This is a genomic window from Citrobacter sp. Cm046 (assembly GCF_030333065.1).
Lineage (GTDB): Bacteria > Pseudomonadota > Gammaproteobacteria > Enterobacterales > Enterobacteriaceae > Citrobacter > Citrobacter murliniae.
This window is the reverse complement of the sequence record NZ_JAOWGP010000046.1, coordinates 234,023-257,348: the sequence shown is the minus strand read 5'-3', so window position 1 is coordinate 257,348 and position 23,326 is coordinate 234,023. Positions and strand designations below refer to the sequence as shown.

The 23,326-nt window shown below is 49.1% G+C and carries 18 protein-coding genes; 8 read left to right on the top strand and 10 right to left on the bottom strand.

The genetic code is table 11. From position 1 onward, the window contains the following. Window positions 1-68: 68 nt before the first annotated feature. The 7 genes from OGX98_RS22455 to dndE all read left to right on the top strand — a co-directional run bounded on the left by OGX98_RS22455 (window position 69) and on the right by dndE (window position 7,522). A complete protein-coding gene (locus OGX98_RS22455; RefSeq protein ID WP_273622429.1) occupies window positions 69-668 on the top strand; it encodes a hypothetical protein in 600 nt (199 codons plus the stop codon). 190 nt (window positions 669-858) lie between these two features. Beyond that, window positions 859-1,428, top strand: a complete 570-nt coding sequence (locus tag OGX98_RS22450) for a YagK/YfjJ domain-containing protein (RefSeq protein WP_273622430.1) — start codon at window positions 859-861, stop codon at window positions 1,426-1,428. A gap of 168 nt (window positions 1,429-1,596) precedes the next feature. Next, window positions 1,597-2,019: a putative zinc ribbon protein gene (locus tag OGX98_RS22445; RefSeq protein ID WP_094107505.1), complete on the top strand. Its 423-nt coding sequence runs from the start codon at window positions 1,597-1,599 to the stop codon at window positions 2,017-2,019. 434 nt (window positions 2,020-2,453) lie between these two features. Further along, complete coding sequence (dndB, locus tag OGX98_RS22440) at window positions 2,454-3,539, top strand: DNA sulfur modification protein DndB (RefSeq protein WP_286595945.1); 1,086 nt, start codon at window positions 2,454-2,456, stop codon at window positions 3,537-3,539. Then, entirely contained in the window at window positions 3,536-5,170 is a 1,635-nt protein-coding gene (gene dndC, locus OGX98_RS22435; protein WP_273622432.1) for a DNA phosphorothioation system sulfurtransferase DndC, read from the top strand. The genes dndB and dndC overlap by 4 nt, the downstream gene beginning before the upstream one ends. Then, window positions 5,160-7,169 carry a DNA sulfur modification protein DndD gene (gene dndD / locus OGX98_RS22430; protein ID WP_191028150.1) on the top strand — a complete coding sequence of 670 codons (2,010 nt, stop codon included), beginning with the start codon at window positions 5,160-5,162 and terminating at the stop codon, window positions 7,167-7,169. The genes dndC and dndD overlap by 11 nt, the downstream gene beginning before the upstream one ends. Continuing rightward, entirely contained in the window at window positions 7,169-7,522 is a 354-nt protein-coding gene (dndE, locus tag OGX98_RS22425; RefSeq protein WP_094107502.1) for a DNA sulfur modification protein DndE, read from the top strand. Before dndD ends, dndE begins: the two co-directional genes overlap by 1 nt. A gap of 343 nt (window positions 7,523-7,865) precedes the next feature. Here dndE and OGX98_RS22420 read toward each other — a convergent pair. After that, a protein-coding gene (locus OGX98_RS22420; RefSeq protein WP_286595941.1) for an IS1 family transposase occupies window positions 7,866-8,563 on the bottom strand; the annotation gives its coding sequence in 2 pieces (ribosomal slippage) (window positions 7,866-8,314 and window positions 8,314-8,563; 699 coding nt in all). Window positions 8,564-8,675: 112 nt separating this feature from the next. Here OGX98_RS22420 and OGX98_RS22415 point away from each other — a divergent pair. Further along, window positions 8,676-10,067: an ATP-binding protein gene (locus OGX98_RS22415; protein WP_004187000.1), complete on the top strand. Its 1,392-nt coding sequence runs from the start codon at window positions 8,676-8,678 to the stop codon at window positions 10,065-10,067. Between the two features lie 40 nt (window positions 10,068-10,107). Here OGX98_RS22415 and OGX98_RS22410 read toward each other — a convergent pair whose 3' ends face one another. The 9 genes from OGX98_RS22410 to dptG all read right to left on the bottom strand — a co-directional run bounded on the left by OGX98_RS22410 (window position 10,108) and on the right by dptG (window position 23,326). Beyond that, window positions 10,108-10,944, bottom strand: a complete 837-nt coding sequence (locus OGX98_RS22410; protein WP_004186999.1) for a DUF1989 domain-containing protein — start codon at window positions 10,942-10,944, stop codon at window positions 10,108-10,110. Then, the gene (locus OGX98_RS22405) at window positions 10,944-11,666 is read right to left on the bottom strand and encodes a GntR family transcriptional regulator (RefSeq protein ID WP_004186998.1); all 723 of its coding nucleotides are present in this window, start codon (window positions 11,664-11,666) and stop codon (window positions 10,944-10,946) included. The genes OGX98_RS22410 and OGX98_RS22405 overlap by 1 nt, the downstream gene beginning before the upstream one ends. Before the next feature lie 9 nt (window positions 11,667-11,675). Beyond that, entirely contained in the window at window positions 11,676-13,184 is a 1,509-nt protein-coding gene (locus tag OGX98_RS22400; protein ID WP_004186997.1) for an amino acid ABC transporter permease/ATP-binding protein, read from the bottom strand. A gap of 24 nt (window positions 13,185-13,208) precedes the next feature. Next, window positions 13,209-14,024, bottom strand: coding sequence for an ABC transporter substrate-binding protein (locus OGX98_RS22395; RefSeq protein ID WP_004186996.1), 816 nt, complete (start codon window positions 14,022-14,024; stop codon window positions 13,209-13,211). Window positions 14,025-14,520: 496 nt separating this feature from the next. Further along, window positions 14,521-15,225: an IS6-like element IS26 family transposase gene (locus tag OGX98_RS22390; protein WP_049026484.1), complete on the bottom strand. Its 705-nt coding sequence runs from the start codon at window positions 15,223-15,225 to the stop codon at window positions 14,521-14,523. A gap of 214 nt (window positions 15,226-15,439) precedes the next feature. Further along, complete coding sequence (locus tag OGX98_RS22385; RefSeq protein WP_286595939.1) at window positions 15,440-15,787, bottom strand: hypothetical protein; 348 nt, start codon at window positions 15,785-15,787, stop codon at window positions 15,440-15,442. Window positions 15,788-15,900: 113 nt separating this feature from the next. Further along, window positions 15,901-16,881 carry an IS5-like element ISKpn26 family transposase gene (locus tag OGX98_RS22380; RefSeq protein WP_039025567.1) on the bottom strand — a complete coding sequence of 327 codons (981 nt, stop codon included), beginning with the start codon at window positions 16,879-16,881 and terminating at the stop codon, window positions 15,901-15,903. Between the two features lie 45 nt (window positions 16,882-16,926). Continuing rightward, entirely contained in the window at window positions 16,927-22,020 is a 5,094-nt protein-coding gene (dptH, locus tag OGX98_RS22375) for a DNA phosphorothioation-dependent restriction protein DptH (RefSeq protein WP_286595938.1), read from the bottom strand. Further along, the gene (gene dptG / locus OGX98_RS22370) at window positions 22,001-23,326 is read right to left on the bottom strand and encodes a DNA phosphorothioation-dependent restriction protein DptG (RefSeq protein ID WP_286596012.1); all 1,326 of its coding nucleotides are present in this window, start codon (window positions 23,324-23,326) and stop codon (window positions 22,001-22,003) included. The genes dptH and dptG overlap by 20 nt, the downstream gene beginning before the upstream one ends.

Here is a 23,326-nt window from a genome sequence, read left to right as displayed (position 1 = left end):
ATAATAACTATCCGGTTGCTCCGGAGGTTTTCTGCCGTCTGTCATTTAAGCCAGAAGGAATATGAACCATGAAAGATTACAAGCCTCGTTACGAAGAGCTTTATAAATATTATCAGGTCTGGTTGACCGATTTTACGAAGCTGACGGTCAAATCGGGTATGTGCCACCAGAATATCTACCACCATCATACCCTGACGGTTGGTAGCCTTAATTTTCCGGGAGAGGAAGAGGTTATTGCTGTTGTTCCCCAGTGTCTGCACCGAATTATTTATGGAAGATCAGCAGCCCCACTGACTGTTAATGATGACCTGAGCGTCAGTTTATTTACCCAGGAACACTTGCTGGCTCACCATCCCATGCTGGAGGGGATTTTGCTGTCTGAGTGCGTGCGTTTAAAACAACGCCCTCTGGCAAACAAGCTCATCAGTTTGTTCCAGCAGTTCAGCGGTAGTGAGTTGCGTCTGAAGCTTGTCTGGCTGTGCTGGTACGATTTGATGCTGGGGAATTGTCTTGAGGACTGGACCGACAACCTTAGGTTCAAAAAAGACAAGGAGATGGATATCTGGATCAATGACCGGCAGGCTGAAAACCCTGCGCTGACCAGTCTGATGGACGAATATGTCTGCTTTGCATGGCGGACGACAACTGAACCGCTGAAGCATGCCTGAAGCCTTGTCCTACAAGGGATTTGAGAGTAATTGGGGAGTGAAAGTTAATTTAGGTTAATTAATATAATTAATAGGCACTCCCTTTTTACAATCATCCCTCAATCCATGCAGTTCCCCCAGCCATGACCCTTCCTGAAGGCCTGGTGTATTCCACTGGCTGGCCCTCACCAGCACTAAAGAAACTCATCCTATGCAAAATAATCAACGATGGGAGCCAGACTGGTTTCTACAGTCACTCCTGAACAACCATATCGACAAACTGGTAGAGCGCTATTCCTGCCTGCGGGCATTCCGAATAGATCTGTTTTACCAGGATCATACCGCTAAGTATTTCCTGCAGGATCACCAGCAGCTCGAATGGGATATCCGAAAGCTGATGAACCGTATGATGCAACTCGAAGCGGTGGTCGGTTTCTTCTGGGTTATCGAATGGACAGAAGACCACCACTACCATGCCCATGTCGTGTTCTGGCTGGATGGTAGTAAAACGCAGAATACCTATCCCTGGGCGCAGCAGGCCGGTTTGTACTGGATCGATATCACAGACCGGGATGGCTGGTATCACCGGTGTGAGTTTAAAGAACATTACGAGGCCAATATCAATATTCCGGTACGTTACAGCAATCCGGACAGTATCACCAACATCCGACAGGTGCTGGCGTATATGGCCAAAATTCAACAAAAACAGGGGATGCCGTTGTTTGGCTGCAACGAAGTACCACCGCGCCCACTGACAGGGCGACCACGAGGCAGGATCTGACTGTTTTTTACGTCAGTGCCACATAGTGTGACAACCACCGAACAGTAGCGACAGCCAGAACAGGCTTGCTCCTTCCTCCAGACAATTCTTAACAAACCCGCCATTCACACGCTGCCCGCACTGGGACGGTAGACACCTGCGTGTCGTCTGGCGGTAAGGAACAATACTATGTACGCAAAATCCTTCATGGCCCTTGATGGCAACGGTCGTCTTACCGGTGCCCGTACCGCACAGCCCGCCCCCTATGACCGCTACACCTGCCACTTGTGCAACAGTGCACTGGAGTATCATCCGGAATACCAGACTGAACGCCCGTGGTTTGAACACCGACACGATACGCTGACGGAGAATGGTAGACAGCACTGTCCATACGTTAAGCCGGATCGGAAAGAGACACGACTGGTACGGCAACTACAATGTTATGTATCGGATGCACGCCCGCTGGTTTTCCAAGCCTACTGGCATTGTAACGGCTGTGACAGCGATTACCACGGCGAACGTTATTGTTTGACCTGTCGAACCGGCGAATACAGTCAGATGCATCCCGACAAGGCTGTCAGAACACAGAAGTTTACGGTATACGCATGCTGAAATGCTATCAGGCAAATAACTGGGGAGGTCACTTTGTGACGGTCAGTGAGGCTATGAGTGTACCGTGGCTGGTATAGAGTTGCGTTTCCTGCGGCTGTAGATTGGGATTGCATACCAGTGCTTTCGGAACCCCTGCTGCTCATTTCGATGAATTGGGCTAGAACTTCACGGAAATGGTGTTGGCGAACCGGGGAGACAGAGGGATAATATGGTGCTGATAAAACTACTGGATGTGCTACAAGTCATTGACCCTAGGGAAAAGCGAGAGTTCTGCAGAATAGACCGTATCTGCACGAATGTATTGGGTATAGAACTAAATTGCGGGTATATCGGAAGATAGTACGCAATTTATTACGTGAAATGGCTGTAATTCTTATCCAGTGTTACGTAAAATATCACGTAACTCAATTCATTCGGTTTTTACGGATTACAGCATGGCTAGTGTTGATGCAGATTATTGCTACTCTTTTCCGGCTATACGTGGCATTCAGGCAGGCCGCCCCTTCTACATTGCCACATGCCCGATGCGTATCATCCCCAAAATTTTTAGCTTTGATGAAAATGATGTCCCCCCCGAGTTACGTGCGCAGCGTACGCTCAATAAATCTCGCATCCCCGAAATGGTGCGTTATCTACTCGAAAATCCTAAAGATTATGTGTTTTCAGCACTGACGGCTTCCATTGCCGTAGACGTCCAATTTGATGAGTTTCCCGGTTCCAATAACCTGGGGACGTTGTGTGTGCCAATGGATGCACAAATTCTGATCAACGACGGTCAACATCGCCGCAAAGCGATTGAAGACGCTTTAGAGGCTCGCCCGGAACTGGGCCAGGATAATATTCCGGTGTTGTTCTTTGTTGATGAAGGCTTAAAACGCAGCCAGCAGATGTTCGCCGATCTGAATAAATACGCCATTCGCCCCAGCCCGTCGCTGGCGTCTCTATACGATCATCGCGATGCCAGTTCAAATCTGGCACGTTACCTGGCGATGTCCATAGAGCCGTTTGTTGGGATGACAGAACTGGAAAAATCTGGCATCAGTCAGCGGTCGAATAAGTTATTTACGTTGAGCAGCATCAAGCAGGCTACCAGAGCATTGTTGGGTAAAGATCCCAAAGAGAACAACTTTGAGGAATGCACCCAAGTTGCTACCCAATATTGGCAAGCTATTTTTAGCGTGATGCCGGATTGGCAGCTAGCGGCTAAAAAAGAGGTTTCACCGGTTCAGTTACGACAAGATTATGTTCACGCTCATGGCATTGGATTACAGGCCCTTGGGCTGCTGGGATATACCCTGTTGACGGATTATCCTGAGCAATGGCCGGAGAAAATCGCTGCACTCAAAACATTTAACTGGCGCAGAAACAACCCGGATCTCGTCAAACGTGCGATGCAGCACGGCAAACTTAGTAAAACCAGTACCGCGATCCAGCTCACCTGTAATGCGCTAAAAACCGCGCTCTCAATCCCCCTCACTCCTGAAGAACAGGAGCTTGAAGCTCAAATGGTTGTCTCATGAGTAAATTAGTTCAGGCCTACGATTTGGCCGAATACGAAGATTTTATTAATCAGGAACAGTTCGCTGGACGCCCTCTAGCCGAATATGTTGCTGAGGTTCAAAGAATTTATTGTGCGGATAAGCGTCCGTGGGTAATTGGCTATAGCGGCGGGAAAGATTCTTCCGCCGTGATCACGTTGGTGTATCTGGCCCTGCTCGGCCTACCCCCGGAAATGCGCAGCAAAGATGTTTTTGTAGTGTCATCCGATACGCTGGTGGAAACACCTGTGGTAGTAGATTTAATTAAGAAAACGATGTTGCAGATTGAAGCAGGCGCAAAGCGTAATGGCCTGCCGATCACTCAACATGCGGTAACGCCTAAAACTAATGAAACCTTCTGGGTCAATTTACTGGGGAAAGGTTATCCGGCTCCAACCCGGAGTTTTCGCTGGTGTACCGAACGGATGAAGATCAACCCGGTCAGTGACTTTATTAAAGATAAGGTCAGCCAGTTTGATGAAGTGATTGTTGTCCTCGGCTCACGTAGCAGCGAAAGCGCTTCTCGTGCACAGGTAATAGCAAAACACAAAATTGATGGCTCACGCCTGGCCCGGCACACCACACTGGCAAATGCGTTTATCTATACCCCCATTGATACCTGGGATGTAGAAGATGTCTGGAAGCTGCTGCGCGGCGCGTTCCGCTATGCACCTGAAGATATCGACGAATGGGAAAGCCCATGGGGTGGAAACAACCGTCCTTTGTGGACGCTGTATATGGACTCTTCCGCACAGGGTGAGTGTCCCCTGGTGATCGACGAAAGTACACCCTCTTGCGGGAATTCTCGCTTTGGCTGCTGGACCTGTACCGTAGTCACCAAAGATAAAGCGATGGAAAGTCTGATCAAGAATGGTGAAGAGTGGATGTCGCCATTGCTGAAATATCGCGATCTACTGGCGTTTACAACCGATCCGGTAAATAAAGATAAGTATCGCAACTATAAACGCCGTACCGGCAAGGTGAGCTATCAGTACGCTAAAGACGGCGAAGATCGCAGCGCAGAGCGTAAGCATGTTCCTGGCCCCTACTGGCTCAAATACCGCCAGCAGTGGTTAAAAGACTTACTGGAAATTGAGCGTGATTTAAACGCCCAGGGCCACACAATTACGTTAATTACCCAGCCGGAGCTGCACGCTATCCGCCAGGAGTGGTTGAAGGATCCTAACGAGCCAGACTGGTACGATACATTGCCGGGGATTTACCGCGAGGTATATCAGCAGGATCTGAATTGGGTAGTTGACGATCAGTCGCGCTTTGATGCCAGCGATGCTGATTTGCTGGCGCAGATAACGCAAGGGTTTGACGTAGTACCTGAAATGGTGATGAAACTGATTGAGCTGGAAACCTCGATGGAAGGGTTAAGTCGTCGTCAGGGGATTTTTGACAAGCTCGGCACAATTTTGAAGCAGGACTGGGGCAGCCTGGAAGAGATCCAGCAGCAACAAGCAACGCTGCAAAAGCGCAACGATCGGGATATTCATCAGGACGAAGTTGAAAAGCTGGAAGATGAACTTCAGACTTTACAGCGCAGAATTATCGATGCGGGCGAATCGTCTGTGCTTATCGATGAGGAAAATGAACGTGCTCATTAAGCAACTGGTATTACATAATTTTCGAGTATTTTGCGGCACACACACCATCGATCTGGCTCCCAGAAAGCGCCCGCATGAAGCAAACCCTCGCCCGATTGTGCTGTTTGGTGGTTTAAATGGCGCTGGAAAAACGTCTATTTTGTCGGCTATTCGGCTGGCGCTGTATGGGCGTTTAGCATTTGGCCCAGCAATGCAGCAGCAGGAGTATGTTGAACAACTCGCTGCGCTGGTGCATAACGGAACATATACGGCAGAGCGTCCGGAAGAGGCCGCAGTAGAACTGACTTTTACCTATAACCAAAACGGTCATGAGACTGAATTTACCGTCACGCGTAGCTGGAAAAAAGGAAAGAAAGATCGTCTATCTTTGCAGCAGGACGGACAACCGCGTAGTGAACTCAGTTATGACCAGTGCCAGGGATTTTTGAATGAATTAATCCCTCATGGTGTTGCCGATCTTTTCTTTTTTGATGGAGAAAAGATCGCAGAGCTGGCGGAGGATGAATCCGGCAATATTCTGCGTACAGCGGTGCGCCGCTTGCTGGGACTGGATCTAATCGCCAGACTGCAAAATGACTTAATGATTTTTGTCAAACGCCAGCAAACCGCCCAGTTGGGTGGCTCCCAGCAACAGCAGGTTGAAGCGCTTGAGACAAAAATTAAAACTCTTGCCGGTCAGGCGGAGAAATTGTTGGAAGAAGCCGATTTTGTCAACTCGCGGATTGAATTTTTATCCCAGGACATTATTCGCCATGAAGGATTGTTAAATGCGCAAGGCGGCGCATTTGCCCAGACCAAAGCGCAGGAAAAACTGAAAGTTGAAACGCTGTTAAAAGAAAAAGAGCGTCTGGAAAAAGCGTTACGACAGGAATGTGATGGATCGTTGCCTTATGCGTTGGCACCTAACACATTGTCGCGGTTGCTGGAAAAAATTGCCAATGAAGCACAGATCAAGCAGGCGAAAAGTTTTGAGACGGAGTTAAATCAATTTTTAACTCAACTCAAAAATGATATCGCGTTCCGTTCCAGCAGTGAGAGTAGTACCAAAGCCATTGCTACCGAAGCGATTGCCAATAATTTGGACGCATATATGGCAACCAAACCAAAAGGTGATTTGCTGTTTGATATTTCTGAGCGTGAAGCCGGTATGCTCCAGCAATCCATTGAACAAGACAGCAAGAAAGCATGGCAGCGTTTTGATATTTACCGTCATCAGTTAGCAGATATTGAACAACAGCTGGAGCAGGCCGCTGCTAATATTGCTCGCGCCCCGGAAGACGAGCAGTTAATGGATCTCTTTGCAGCTTTACGCGATCTCGACCATAAGCGTGAAAAACAGCGCCAAAAATATCGCTCACTGCTGGAAGAGGCTAAACGGACGAAACAGCAGCAACTGGACTGTGTTCGCCAGGTACAGAAAGCACACGACATCACCCGTAGCCAACACGGTTTAAGCAGCGCACTTAAAAATGCGCATGAAACCATTAACCTGCTCGATTACTACAGCGATGTGTTAACGCAGGCACGAGTGAAAAAATTATCTGCTAACTTTGAAATCGCCTACCACAAGCTGGCTCGTAAAGAAGATTTACAGCTTAATGCACATATCAATCCGCAGACGTTTGATGTTGAGCTGGTGGATGAAAAGGGTTTGGTGATTAATCGTAAGCTGCTTTCTGCGGGTGAAAAGCAGATTTATGCGATTGCTATTCTTGAGGCGCTGGCAAAAACCTCTGGGCGTGATTTCCCGGTGATTATTGATACGCCGTTAGGGCGTCTGGATTCTCAGCACCGGGATAAGTTGATTAATCATTATTTCCCGGAGGCCAGCCATCAGGTTGTGCTGCTATCCACCGATACTGAAGTGGACGAGCGTTATTTCGTCGATCGACTGCGTGATGATATTTCTCATGCTTATGAGATTGTGTTTAATGCGCATACCAAATCATCTGCGCTGAAACCCGGTTATTTCTGGGAACTAACTAAGGAGGCTATCTGATGCTCCCGAATCGAATGGTGCTTAGTTGTCAAACTGAAGAGCAGCTTAAAAAGCTAAAAGGATATACTGGGATCACGCCCAATGTTGCCGCTCGACTGGCGTTTTTCCGCTCAGTGGAGAGCGAGTTTCGTTATTCGCCGGAGAGTGACAATAGGAAATTGGATGGTGCGATGACGCTGGATAAAATTACGTGGCTGGGGGAAACATTGCAAGCAACGGAATTGGTCTTGAAGATGCTTTATCCGCAACTAGAGCAGAAGGCGATGATTAAGGCGTGGGCAGCGCATGTTGAGGATGGGATTGCAGCATTAAGAAATCATCGTAGTTTAAAGGATTTCACACTAAGCTTGTGATAAAAAGCCCTATGATAAATAGGGCTTAATCTAGAATTAACTAATAAAACTTTTCATTATTTTATAAACATAACCTGATGATTTTGAGACAGCATCAACAGTTTCAAAATAAGAGTCATCCAAATCAATTTCTTTTAGTTTAGAATAGAACAAGTCCTTATCTATAATATCGCCATAGTTTATGATACCTTCATCAACATAAATATTATAAACATCTCTTAATAATCTAATCAAAGAAATAAATCCGACGGTTTTATTAAGTACGGATTTTCTGTTTTTACTATCCCACGCATTAGGCCATAATTCACTAACCACAGAGAAGAAATTGGGTAATGACTCCAACTTATTGATAGTGTTTTATGTTCAGATAATGCCCGATGACTTTGTCATGCAGCTCCACCGATTTTGAGAACGACAGTGACTTCCGTCCCAGCCTTGCCAGATGTTGCCTCAGATTCAGGTTATGCCGCTCAATGCGCTGCGTATATCGCTTGCTGATAACGTGCAGTTCTCCATTCAGGCGTGATTCATAAAGCGGCCAGCCATCCGTCATCCATATCACCACGTCAAAGGGTGACAGCAGGCTCATAAGACGCCCCAGCGTCGCCATAGTGCGTTCACCGAATACGTGCGCAACAACCGTCTTCCGGAGCCTGTCATACGCGTAAAACAACCAGCGCTGGCGTGATTTAGCGCCGACGTAACCCCACTGTTCGTCCATTTCCGCGCAAACGATGACGTCACTGCCCGGCTGTATGCGCGAGGTTACCGACTGCGGCCTGAGTTTTTTAAGTGACGTAAAATCGTGTTGAGGCCAACGCCCATAATGCGTGCACTGGCGCGACATCCGACGCCATTCATGGCCATATCAATGATTTTCTGATGCGTACCGGGTTGAGAAGCGGTGTAAGTGAACTGTAGCTGCCATGTTTTACGGCAGTGAGAGCAGAGATAGCGCTGATGTCCGGCAGTACTGTTACCGTTACGCACCACGCCTTCAGTAGCTGAACAGGAGGGACAGCTGATAGAAACAGAAGCCACTGGAGCACCTCAAAAACACCATCATACACTAAATCAGTAAGTTGGCACCATTACCGCGGGATTGTGCTGGATTGGCCCTTCGCCAGAAGCCATTGATATATTGGGCGACAAAGTGAAAGCACGTCAGCTGGCAAAACGTGTCGGCACGCCGTTAGTGGCAGGAACTCAGGATCCGGTTAACAGCGTAGATGACGTCATGAAATTTGCCGAGCAATATGGCCTGCCGCTGGTGATCAAAGCCGCTTATGGTGGTGGCGGACGGGGAATGAAAGTGGTATGGCGAAGAGAGGACATTCCAGAACTGTATGTCTCAGCCGTGCGCGAAGCGGTGACCGCATTCGGCCGTGGCGAATGTTTTATTGAACGGTTTTTAGACAGGCCGCGTCACATTGAAGCGCAGGTGCTGGCAGACAAATATGGCAACGTACAGGTGCTAGGCACGCGCGATTGTTCGTTACAGCGCCGTAACCAAAAGCTGATTGAAGAAGCGCCCGCGCCTTTTCTCAGTGATGAACAACGTCAGCGTATTCATGATGCAGCCAGAGAGTTGTGTCGCGAAGCAGCGTACTGCGGCGCTGGTACCGTCGAGTTTCTGCTTAGCCCGGAAGGGGAGTTCTCCTTCCTTGAGGTCAATACCCGCCTGCAGGTTGAACACACTGTGACGGAAGAAACCACTGGCATTGACCTTGTCATCGCCCAACTGGAGATCGCCCGGGGCAAACGGCTGGACAATACCGAAACTCCGCCTCCGCACGGCCATGCTTTTGAGTTTCGTATCAATGCCGAAGATCCTGCGCGTGGATTTCTTCCTGTTTCCGGCACGATCAGTGACTTTTCACCGCCGTCCGGCATTGGTATCCGTCTGGACAGCGGAGTCCGGACCGGTTCGACAGTGCCGCCCACTTTTGATTCTCTGCTGGCAAAACTTATCGTCTGGGCGCCATCGCGCGAAATGGCGCTTGCGCGAGCTCGACGCGCTCTTGCTGAATTCAAAATAGAAGGGCTGGCAAGCGTTCTTCCTTTCCACCGCGCTGCCCTGCAGGAGCCGGATTTCATTACCGCGCCTTTTTCTGTGCATACACGCTGGATTGAAACTGATTTTGCTGTCGATTTGCCGCTGGCAGACCGGACATTGCCTGCACGGGAAGAAAGCCTGACGTGTGTCTGGATAGAACTCGATGGAAAGCGTGTTGCCCTGGGGCTGCCGGATTCGCTGCTGAATGGCGTTACACAGCCGGATGCGCAGCCCGCACGGCCCTTGCGGGTGAACGCAGGCGTGGTAGAAGCCCCCATTTCGGGTGTTTTACTGAGCTGGCATGTCGAAGAAAGCCAGCAGGTTAGCGAAGGCGACCCCATCGCCATGATGGAAGCGATGAAAATGGAAACGCAGCTCTATGCGCCCTGCGCTGGTCGAATTACTCTTCGGGCCGCTGCTGGTGAGATGGTGACGGCAGGGACAATGCTGGCCGACATACACAGAGATACCGATCCCATGGCGTCGTGATGATAAAAAAACCCGCTTTATCAGCGGGTTTTTTATGGTATTACCAGGCAACTGGCTTCAGTTGCATACCGTGATTACCACGGTAGTCCGGTGAAACCGGCGGCGTCCAGTTGGCAACCAGGTCCGCCTGCGGCTTATAAATTTCCACCCCAAGCGGACGGCAGACCCTCAGCGTGTCTTGCGCCTCTTCGCCCCACATCGGTAGCGACAAATCGCCGCCCGGACAAGTTGAAAGTGCACATAACAGATCGATTTCGGCGAAAAACTCAAGGTAATCACCCTTCTTCGCCGGGCAGGCTTTCATAAAATACTGGTCATTGTCATTCAGGCCGGTGCACTGGAATACATTCATCACGTCATGGACATCAAATTCTGTCAGTCCCCAGGGCTGTACAGCGCGTACCAGGTTGGAATGGCAATGGAAATCGAAATCTTCGCCAGTCAGTAATTTATTTACATAGGGATCGCAACGTGTTCCCATCAGGTCATGTACGCGGCCGCCGTCGCTGTCGATACCATAATCCGCCAGCGAATCTGCGGTGATGGTCGCTATCGGACGAATAAACGGCAAATTCGACCAGAGTCGATCGTAAGTCGACAGGTGCGCCCGTTGTAATTGGCGGGTACGGGATACCCACATTCTTTCGCGTGGGTCACGGCGGTTCCAGATATTCAAATCCCCTACCTGCGGTCCTTCCGGCGTGGTAATCCGGAATAGATGTCCGGCGGGAACTTCCCAGGCAAAGCCAGTACGAATTGGAATCAGATGAGAGGTGATAAGCTCACGCGGGCCTTCGGCAAGCGCTTTGTAGAAATCGCGGTCAACGTCTAACGCCGAGCCGGACGTGCTCTGATACGCTGCAGGATAATTCGCCATCAGTAAGATTCTCCATAGGTAATTGGGTGACTAAAGTTGGTCGTTAACTGTCGTTCTGAGTAATCGAGATAGTCGATTAGCGCACGGCAGGCTGCCTCGCTTTGTTGCTGGTTCAGTAAGGCCAGGATTTGGCGATCGCGTGCGATCCATGGCAACTGGAAATCTCGCTCCCCGGCGCCGCTGCAAAACAACAGACGCAACTGCGCGAGTAACACACTGAAAAAATCATTAAAACGCTCGCATCCCAGCATCTGTACGATGCTCTGATGAAATCGCAGGCTGTGCGTACCGACGCTGCGCCATTCCGACGCCGCCGCTGATTGCGCAGCGTTATCCAGATGCTTTTCCATCCGCGCCAGATGAAAATCGCTGATAGGCGTGTTGACCGTTAACGCCAGTACTTCCAGATGGCGGCGAGCTTTGAATATGTCGCGGATATCGCGCTTATCAAGCTGACGAACAAAGACCCCGCGATTCTGGTGATAATTCACCAGTCCTTCGCCATGCAGAAAACGCAATGCCTCACGTAGGGTGTTACGCGAGCTATCGCATAATGCCGCCAGTTCAATTTCGCCCAGCGCCTGCCCAGCTACCAGATTGCCGCTGATGATGTTTTCACGCAGCAGGATGGATATACGCTCAAATGCAGGCAGCCCGGTTAAATCAATATGTTCAGGAATTTCAATGAACAATGCGCCTGATTCCCCGGCAGATCCTTTCATACAATCTCCTCAGGCCGTAGCCATATCGTCGATAAAGCGGAGGATCCGGTGATTGCGCATTTGGCGAATTTCTTCCGGCGGCGCATCAATTTCGATACGCCCCTGCTCCATAAACACCACCCGGTCGGAAATGGTGAACGCGAACCTCATCTCGTGGGTTACAATCAGCATGGTGATCCCCTCTTCCGCCAGCTTTTCAATCACCTGTAGTACTTCGCTGACTCGCTCCGGATCGAGTGCCGAGGTTGGCTCATCAAAAAGCACCACTGCGGGCTTCATTACCAGAGTACGGGCGATGGCCACGCGCTGTTGCTGTCCGCCTGATAATTGATGGGGGTATTTCGTAGCGTGTTCCAGCATGCCAACTTTATCAAGCATGGCCAGGCTGCGCTTATACAGATCATTAGGGTTATCGAGGTTATGCAGTCGCGGGGCCAGCATCAGGTTTTCCAGCACTGTCTTATGGGGAAACAGGTTGAAGCCCTGAAAAACCATTCCAAGCCGGGTTATCTGGGCACGGTAAGGGAGTGCGTTTTCGCGCTGTCCTGCATGAATAAATGCACGTCCCAGCAGCTCAACACTACCCTGATCCATTTTTTCCAGACCATTGATCATGCGGATCAACGTGGTTTTTCCTGAGCCCGACGGGCCAATAATGGAGATCACCTCACCAGGTTTCACGCTGAGGTTGATATTGTTCAGTACCGGCTTGCCATTGAAGGACTTACTGAGACCAGTTAACTTCAAAATCGGTTTTGCCGATGCGCTGTGGCTTTTGCGCGTGGCAACGGGCTGTACTGGCAAGCTGGCGCGAGCCTGCGCCACATCAAACGGTGCGGGCTTACGATTCAGCACATCCCAGCGGCGCTCCAGCCAGCCAAACAGGCGCTCGAACAACGTAACGATCAGCACATAATAGAAGGCCACCGCCAGCAGGGTCTCCATCACCTTGAAGTTGTCAGTATAAAGGCGTTCACCCACCATCAGGATTTCTGACAGCGAGATAACCGACACCAGCGAAGTCATTTTCACGATGGTGATAAATTCATTCACCAACGTTGGTAGAGAGATACGTAATGCCTGCGGAATAATAATGCTTAGCCGGATCTGGGTATTATTGAGCCCCAGCGCCCGTCCTGCTTCAAACTGCCCGCGCTGAACTGACAACAATCCACCACGATGGATTTCCGCAATATAGGCGGTTTCGCTAAGAATCAGCGCCAGCAAACCGGCTGCGAATGGATTCGACAGTAACCCGCTGGTTGTCGGGAAAATTTGTGGCAGGTTAAAAATAAAGATCAGTAACACCAGCAACGGCAGGCTGCGGAATAACCAGATGTAGCAGCCTGCCGCATTTCGCAACAGGGTGTTACGCGATTGTTTAGCCAGCGCCACGCCTAAGCCCAGCACAATTCCCCCGAGCCACGTCATCACGCTCAGTTGCACTACCAGCCAACTGGCACGCCAGAAATCTGCGTAGTGGAATAAACTTATCAGGTAACGCCAGTCAAAATGCATGTTTCCTCCGGGGGATGATAACCGTCAAAGACTACCTGCCAGCGCTTTCGATATTTCATCGGCACCCGGCATTTGCAGGTTGTACTTCTGCAACAGCGCACGGTAGCTGCCATCGCTCACCCTCTGCGCCAAGGATGCTTTCAGTTCCTTCAATAATTCAGGGTTGTCTTTATTGACCGCCAGCCCCACCACCACGGGATAGATCATTTGTTGAGAGGAAATTTTCAGGCGCTGCCCGGTTTTCTCTAATGTCGCTTTTGCAACTGCGGCATCCTCATATTGCACATCAACCGCCGCCGACAGCAGGGCCTGAGTTGCTTCTGGCGAGGTCGGGAATTCTTGCACTGATATGGCGCCAAGGCTTTTAGACTGGCAGTAGTCGGTAGACACCTTATTCAGGCGGGCAATCCAGGCTCCGCCTTTAATTGATGCCACCCGTTTGCCGCACAGGTCTTCGGGCTTCTGCGGCTGGAAAGCCGAGCCGGCTATCACCAATAAAGAGCCGCCGGTTTTCATATAAGGCAGAAAATCCACCTGCTGCGCGCGCTCCGGCGTGACATAGAGTGTTGAAGCGATAACATCGAACTTATTGCTTTTTAAGCCAAGGATCAGGCTGGCGAAACGCGTGTCTTTAACGACCGGTTTCAGCTTTAACGGGGAGGCAATTAACTCAATAAACTCAGTATCAAAACCCGCCGGTTTGTCCTGCTTAAGGAAATTATAAGGCGGATAAGTCAGGTCAGAGCCAATGATCAGGTTACCCGGTTGCAGTGTGGACGCCTGCGCCACATTCAACATTACAGGTGCAGCAAGACAGGCAATGCGTAACATCGTTTTCATAGTGGAGTCTCTGTGGTTGTTTGTTCAACAATGTTTAAGCACCAATCATGCCAATTAATAAATTACCAAGACTGAGCAGCTGCGGGGTATGTTGTGGGGATTCGGCGTGGTTTATATTGCGCAATGAAGGGGCAAGGTACGAAAAAATGCACCAAAATGAGGAGTCTGGTTGAGGGTGTTCTCTGGTTTATTCTGAACCCGCCCACAATTAGTGGACCCGCTACTAAGTGAGTAAACTCTTAACCAGAGGCGATTACTCATGACAAAACCATCATAAACCTGCAAAACGGCCCGTAAACAGTACACGCCGGAATTTCGCGATGAAGCACTGAGACTAGCTGAACTCACAGCACAAAGCTGACGTTAAAGGTCTACAGCATGGGAAACTTCCGGATGCCGCGTCAGCGGCATGGAGGCGCCAGATGAGGTTACATGTGTCTGTGGGGCACTGTTGCAAAGTTAGCGATGAGGCAGCCTTTTGTCTTATTCAAAGGCCTTACATTTCAAAAACTCTGCTTACCAGGCGCATTTCGCCCAGGGGATCACCATAATAAAATGCTGAGGCCTGGCCTTTGCGTAGTGCACGCATCACCTCAATACCTTTGATGGTGGCGTAAGCCGTCTTCATGGATTTAAATCCCAGCGTGGCGCCGATTATCCGTTTCAGTTTGCCATGATCGCATTCAATCACGTTGTTCCGGTACTTAATCTGTCGGTGTTCAACGTCAGACGGGCACCGGCCTTCGCGTTTGAGCAGAGCAAGCGCGCGACCATAGGCGGGCGCTTTATCCGTGTTGATGAATCGCGGGATCTGCCACTTCTTCACGTTGTTGAGGATTTTACCCAGAAACCGGTATGCAGCTTTGCTGTTACGACGGGAGGAGAGATAAAAATCGACAGTGTGGCCCCGGCTGTCGACGGCCCGGTACAGATACGCCCAGCGGCCATTGACCTTCACGTAGGTTTCATCCATGTGCCACGGGCAAAGATCGGAAGGGTTACGCCAGTACCAGCGCAGCCGTTTTTCCATTTCAGGCGCATAACGCTGAACCCAGCGGTAAATCGTGGAGTGATCGACATTCACTCCGCGTTCAGCCAGCATCTCCTGCAGCTCACGGTAACTGATGCCGTATTTGCAGTACCAGCGTACGGCCCACAGAATGATGTCACGCTGAAAATGCCGGCCTTTGAATGGGTTCATGTGCAGCTCCATCAGCAAAAGGGGATGATAAGTTTATCACCACCGACTATTTGCAACAGTGCCGAGAAAACTGGTTAAGATCGGCTTCGGTTTTAAGGCCCTTAGCCAGTTCAGCCGCCAGCGCTTTGAGTTTCTTTTCGTCCATAATTTGCCTGTCTCCGTTGTTGGAATGAACATATCAAAAACAGGCAGATACACAATTTAAATTACAGTCTCAAAGTAACTCATCCACAACGGTCTCTTTGAATTGACTTAACTCGACTTTGATTTGAACCATTAGCTCCAGAGCATCATCAAAATGATAACTTGATACTGCTTCAGACAGAGCGTAGCTCAGTTCCGGATTAAGCTTTTCAAAACAGGACTTATACTTGGAATAATAAAATTCAGACTCTAAGTCGCACTCTTCTAGCAATGCTGTCAGGTGGCTCACTTTAGACTCAAACTCCTCGACTGATTTGATATCACACTCGTGTTGAAGATGAGTGGTATCAACGAGCGCAGATTCTGGAAGGTCTTTGTACTTAGGGAAGGTGCGAATAAGCAGGTCATTTCTTCCCAAGCTGACTCGCTGATTAAAATTTCGCGGATCTGGGCCGATTTTTTTCCCGCAAACACATCGAATCAGCCTATTTAGGCTATTTTTTCCACCATTTCTGGCGTTATTTCAGGTTTTTACTGAGATCTCTCCCTCTGACGTATCATTTGGTCCACCCGAAACAGGTTGGCCAGGGTGAATAACATCGCCAGTTGGTTATCGTTTTTCAGCAGCCCCTTGTATCTGGCTTTCACGAAGCCGAACTGCCGCTTGATGATGCGAAACGGGTGCTCCACCCTGGCACGGATGCTGGCTTTCATGTATTCGATGTTGATGGCCGTTTTGTTCTTGCGCGGATGCTGCTTCAAGGTTTTTACCCTGCCGGGACGCTCGGCGATCAGCCAGTCCACATCCACCTCGGCCAGCTCCTCGCGCTGTGGCGCTCCTTGGTAGCCGGCATCGGCTGAGACAAATTGCTCCTCTCCATGCAGCAGATTACCCAGCTGATTGAGGTCATGCTCGTTGGCCGCGGTGGTGACCAGGCTGTGGGTCAGGCCACTCTTGGCATCGACACCAATGTGGGCCTTCATGCCAAAGTGCCACTGATTGCCTTTCTTGGTCTGATGCATCTCCGGATCGCGTTGCTGCTCTTTGTTCTTGGTAGAGCTGGGTGCCTCAATGATGGTGGCATCCACCAAAGTGCCTTGGGTCATCATGACGCCTGCTTCGGCCAGCCAGCGATTGATGGTCTTGAACAATTGACGGGCCAGTTGATGCTGCTCGAGCAGGTGGCGGAAATTCATGATGGTGGTGCGATCCGGCAGGGCGCTATCCAGGGATAATCGGGCAAACAGGCGCATGGAGGCGATTTCGTACAGGGCATCTTCCATGGCACCGTCGCTCAGGTTGTACCAATGCTGCATGCAGTGAATACGCAGCATGGTCTCCAGCGGATAGGGCCGTCGGCCATTGCCCGCCTTGGGATAAAACGGCTCGATGACAGCGGTCATATTCTGCCATGGCAGAATCTGCTCCATGCGGGAGAGGAAAATCTCTTTTCGGGTCTGACGGCGCTTAGTGCTGAATTCACTATCGGCGAAGGTGAGTTGATGGCTCATGATGTCCCTCTGGGATGCGCTCCGGATGAATATGATGATCTCATATCAGGAACTTGTTCGCACCTTCCCTAACTCCCAAAATGCTCGATCCCGCATCTTCTTAACTCGCTTATCTCCATCCACATACAGGCTAAAATGCTTCTCAAGCTGCCGAATCTGTCCCATCAAAGACTCCTGCTCACCTTTATCATCGACGTTAAATACCGCCTTAATATCCGCATTCCTAATCTCAGAAACACGATGGATCACCCATGTTAAAATATAGGAAGCATAATTATTTTCCCCGGTCTTAAAATGAGTGATCTCCTGCGTTGACAGGATCGCACCAACGCCATACTCACGGCCTTCTTTAAGGATCTTACGAAGGCTGGAAAAATCCTGACGCATAAAGTTATCGGCTTCGTCCACAAGAATCATTTTGGTAAGCTGACGATAATCCCCCCGAACCACCGGTTTACCGCGTTTTTGCATCTGCGCGTAAAACAGATCCAGAGTGAGCGCGACTACCAGGTTTTGCACTTCAGGGGGGTAGCCAGCCAGCTCAATCACGGTGACGCCGTCAATCAGTTCGTACAAGCTGGTCATCTTCTCCGGGATGGTCTCGAATATCTTGTAACGCGCCAGTTTAGAAAGTGCTGCATAAAGCGAATCTTCTTCAACCTTTTCCTGACCGAGGAAGAGCTGCCATACATCTTCAATCGTCGGTGCAGTCCTTGACCATGTTGTCGGATCTTCCGGCGAAATGCCTGCTGCTTCGTAGCATTCTAAGATCAGATTTTCTAATTTGAGCTGCTGCTTATGGCCCAACCCATAGGCTTTCGCCATCGTTTCCGATAGTCCACCAGCGGTATGGATTGGTAGCATTGGCGTATCGCCAAACAAAGATAAGGGGTTGTAAGGCAGCTTAAATAACTTGTACTTTTTGGCTCCCGTTGCATCAAGAAAAGCCTCATCCACATAGTCTGATTTGTAGTCGAAGATCAACAAACCAATAGGTTTACCATCAACGTTACAGGACTGATTACGCATTAACTGTGTTACTAGTGATTTAGTAAACTGAGTTTTCCCGGTGCCCATCGTTCCAATAATGCCGGTGTTGGTATTCATGAACTTCGCGGTGTTGGTTGGCTCCCAATGCAATGGGCTCTGATGCACAGCATCATGACCGAACAGGATCTGTAATGGCGTATCACTGAGATCAGGAACTACCACTACCGCAGGGTGTAACGGCTCCGGTTTCGAAACGGGCTGTACAGTAGTCGGCGTGGTGACTTCTACCACGGCTTCGGGTTGTGACGGAGTGGCATCGCCCCCAGACTTAAGCCGATATTTTTCCGGCACCCGGTAACGTTCTGCAAGAGATAGTTCATTCCCCTGTGCGGCAATCAGCGAAGGCAGCAATGAATAAGGGATTTCGATCTGTAAGATATTCTCCGCTGTCTCTTTATAAGAGAGATCGAAACAGGTTGCGCTGTCCACATGCGCCACGACGAAGCCGTCCACATAGTCGGCCAACTCACCTAACTGATAGTCACCCGTTAACCACCATTCGCGTCGATCCAGCAAGGGAGCCAGTTTGTTGCTATCCAGCACACCATACAGGCGCAGTTTCTCCACCTGCATCAGCACCTGACGAATAAAGAGCGCCCGGTACAATTGTGATGCCAGCGTTTGTGGTTCCAGAATATCCTGTTGTAAATAACGTTTTAGTTCACAAGCCTGTTGGCCTGCATAGCCGTAGTCCGGTCGAGCCCCGGTTTTGACTTCCAGCGGCAACAAATAGAGGCGGTTTTCTTTGAACCCGACAAAGAGCACATCATCAGAGATCGCACCGTTACGATACCCCTGTAAATTTCTCGATAAATCGCTCTCTTTCATTTTCAGCCCGACATTGCCGGACACGCGGATCATTTCGGCCACCGATAACGGAATCCAGCAAATATCGGACTGGTGCAGCATGGATTGCACAAATTTGTACGCACCTATAATGCCGTGTTTCTCTTTACGCTCCCTTTCACTGGAGCGCAGCATTTTCAGCAGCCATTCGCCATTAAAGGCGTTAAATTCAGCCAGCAAATGCTGACTATCAACAGCAGGTTGCCCTGACTGGCTTCCGGTCTGGAGCAACCGCAGGAACAAATCAACCTGCTTCGTGACGGTGACGGCATCGTAGCCTGCGCAACTGGTGTACTGGTCAGAATAGTGGATAAGCACCACATCTTTCTGACTGGTGAAAAAGTCGAGAGTGACTTTTGGATCAATAATTGTGGTCCAGAGCGCGCTATTGTAGGAGTAATTGAGCAGCTGCTTAAAATTGCCGCTCACAGCCAGGCCGATCCCTTGTCCATGATACTGGCTGTTGCTTTGACGTGCAGGTTGCCACAGGCAGCCGATTAGTCGGGCAAGACGCAGGGCGCAGTAGGACTCAGTATCCACATCACGCAGTCCAAACGCGGTAAAGTAAGCATCCCCCTGCGTTTCGGCACCTTCCCCAGCGATCAACCCATGACACAATACCCCACTGGACGCATCTTCAATGCGGATCTGGCGGCAATCCACAGGTGCTGTATTGGTGAAAAATGCCAGATGTGCATAGGCCAGCTTGTCACTTTCTGACGGCAGGACAAACTTGCTGAACGTTAACCGGCTACGCAGCAGGTCAATCAGCATATCGGCTTCCGCCCGCCATACGCCGCTGTTCAGATCGAGATCGTTTTTAAGCTGTTCATAGCTACCACTTTCGGCAAAATGATCAAACATATTGGGTAGCAAACGTTCATCGTAGCAGTTCACATGAACCGAAATAGCCTGCTCTTTTTCTTGCTTAAAATATTCTACTAATCCCAGAAACAGTTCTTTGGCGTTCCCTTGATTTATAGCATTGATAATCAACGCACTGTTTTCAGCGCTCTGGAACAACCGGGCGTAAGCGTCCGTGAACTCATTAAGTTTGTCTTTTACCAGACGTTTAACGTAGTCATGGCTGACCTGCCGCTGGGGAACCACATCAATCCAGAAGCGGTTTTCATCCACCGGCTGTAGTTGCGCGTATTCATGCTCACTGTGATAAACAAAGGGCACTAATCCGGAAACCATCAAGCGATCAAGAGTGATCGGCGGTAGTGTGGCAAATGATGCCGAATCGTGCTGCTCCGACTCCGCGACGATAGTTTCTGCCAGTTGTAGATGGTAGGCCAGCACCAGAGGATGCAGCGGAGAGAGGCGCTCATGGCTATCATTGCGGCAGATCCCCAGATGGAGAAGACGTTTCTCATGCGCTGTCAGCGCTCTGCTCAGGCCGATTTGCTGGAGTGACTGTTCAAACGTAGTAACAATGTAGCTGACCAGTGTGCGATATTCCGCTGACCACGACACCAGACTCGGTAGGGTGTTACGACGATGATAGTAGGCAAATAACTGCTCATAAGCGTTATGGAGATCGGGGTAGCTGGCAAGAAGTTCATCCAGCGCAAACTCGCTATCGTCACTTCCCGTACCCAGCAGACGTCGCTCAATTAATGAGGCTTCCAGTATCAACAACTGCTGACGAACACCGACGACCTTGTGTTCAGTATTATCGAGTATGATGCGCCCTTTTAGTCGGTTCCAGGTTGCATTGCCCTCTTCCTTAAACAATTTGTTGAAACGGCTTTGGTCAAAAAGCAGTGGCAGCGTTAGCCCTTCTTCTGCTCCCGGTCCCTCTATGTTAAACGACAGACGGGAATCGCCAGACACGATCGCAAACTGAACCAGGTCACTTTGATTTGCCAACGTCTCAAAATTCACCTGAGCATAATGCTGACAGTCTATGTCCTCGCTCTCGTCATTCAACGTACAGGTCAGGTTGCCAGACTCGGCAATACGCAGCGTGTTATCTTCCAGTTGCAGAGTTATTTGTTCTTTACCTGGCTCAATGCGGTAACAGTGCTGAATATCGTTCAGCCAGAATTGTCCCTGCTCGACCAACAACAGGCGAAATTTATACTCTTCAGCTGAATTATTGCGGTTGGTCAGTTCGAGACTAAAGAAGCAAGGATGCCCGTCAAAAGGCACCGACGCCATAATGCGGGAAGTCTTGCCGCCTGCCCGGCTGGTGCGCCAGAAAGGTGCTTTCTTTAACTGGCGATTATGGGCAATCTTTATCTGGTTATCCTGAAGATCATTACCCTGAAAACTGAACTCCAGCTCAGCCTTTGATTGCCCTGGCTGCACCTGCACCAGCAGACTGATGTCACGTTTGCCTGCCTTACTGGCGCTTTTCGCCCGTTGCCAAACCTCGCCGTTTTCGACGGAGACGTTCTCCAGCACCAGTTTTTGTTCACTATTCTGTTCTTTCTCTTTCCTATAGTCGGAGAAATCGAGCTCACGCCAGTCATCTTTATCGTAAAAATGCTCCTGAATGAATTTTGTACTAAACTCAGGCAGCACATTCTCCAGCTGTCCACTGTAGCGTTCAACACTATCTTCTATCTGGCGATATAATTTCCGGTTTTCATTCAGTCGGGTGCGTAGCTGCTTCTGGCTATAGTTCAGTAGTTCATCATCTTTAAACAGATGAAGCTCAGAGAAATCCAGATTGCCATCATCCAGCAAGCGATACAGCGACGAGAAACCAAATACGGTCGCGCCTTCATCCAGTACCGTCGCCAGTTGATCCTCCAGCAAACAGCGGGACAATTCCGAACGGTTACTATTAGTAGTAATGAGCTTTTCCAGTTGATGACTGAATGTTTGTGGGTACCAGATAGCATCCGGTGCCGCCACGTCTTTCGTGCTGTTAATCAGGGTATCGAGCATACTGTTGTGAATAATCAACAGCGCTGTTTGGGCAAAAACGCCGCTGCGCCCTGCAACTTCATCGCGCAAATGAGAAATGTAGTTTTCTGTGAATGCTGGGGCCTCGGCTCCGTGCAGTACAGGAATAAGCTGAACACCATTGCAGGGGAGGCAATCAATATATTGCCCTGGCGCAATTTCCAACTGATTGCCGTCCGCCAGAGAGACGAATGCTTCCCACAGTTTTAGGGCATTATCAGGATCGGGAGATTTGAACTGGTAGCGCTCGCCGGGCTGAATGATGCCACCTACCCATTCAATAAAAGTTTCTGCCAGATAGGTTTCATACTGTTTTACGGACATACACGGCGTCTCCACTGTCACTCATTCGCTCTACATTTCCCATGCGTTCATAAAACGCCACCAGCGTTTGCGCCGACTGGTTGTCCAGATAAAAACCGCGCTGTTCAAAACCACGCAGCAGTTCATGTAGGCGGAGTTTGTCATTTTTGCCCACAGTGAGATTGGTCAGCAACAGAAGACGATCCTGATTCAGCACCAGCACTTTCCCTGCCCGACCACGGACCTGAATGAAACCTGTACAGATTTCTCTTTCCAACTCATTTATGTAATTACGGTTTACTGCTGCCCTATCTTTTTTATCTTGGAATTGTTCAAGAGCAACAGAAAAAAATTGATTGAAGGCACTTTCTAGAGTTGATGCTTTTTCCCTAGCTTCGAGCTTCCGATTCTCAATAAATTCACTCAAATATTTATTAAGCGCATTTAATATCTGAAATGAAGTGTCTGGATAATTTAGTACATCCTGATAAACCTGCCATAGTGGACGTTTTTTTTCGCCTTTTTCCCACTGTAATACCTCTAATGCAGAAAGCATGGGAAAAAGTTTTTCACTTTGACTTGAGAATAGTTTATAGCCATATCGTTTCAACATATCACGTTCGGAGCTAGCCTTCTCACTATCAAGAATAAAAAACAACGATTTGCTTTTTGGAACTCCATCTTTCCAGTTATCAATATTGAGCGCTAATTGAGCACACCAGCTGAAGGCATACAATCGAAGAGTATTGGTTAGCTCTTGTAAAAGATACTTTGGATGCTCTGCTAAAAATGAAAGATCTGACTGAAAACACTCCACCATATAGGGTAAATATGGTTGTTCTTCTGTAAATGGTCCCCTTCCCAAAAAAGGAGTAACATTTTTAGCAAGTTTACCCGACATTCTTTGCTCGATGAAATTTAAATTATCTTGTATTGGATAATTTAATGAAAACTCCCCTATCAGATTAGAAAATAGGATAGCAAGTCGCTTATCTGCTGTGGAGCCTACATTTATTTTATCATCAGAAAATTGTGCATGGAAAAGTAAAAAAAGCGGAGATACACGAAAAACATCATAGTTTGTAAAGTACATTCTTTCCAATATCGACCAAAATTCTGGATCTTCAAGTACTCTCTGCAAATCAGATCTGCAGTCATCACGAAACTGAGAGAAATCGTAATCATCAATCTTATGTTTAAGTGCATAACTAAGGACCAGACCAGTAACTATTTTCCAATCAATATTATTATTGCTGTTACGCACTGGTAAATAGCTATCGACTATATTGTTTCCAACTTTCAGTTTTTTTAGGGTAATGGGATACAT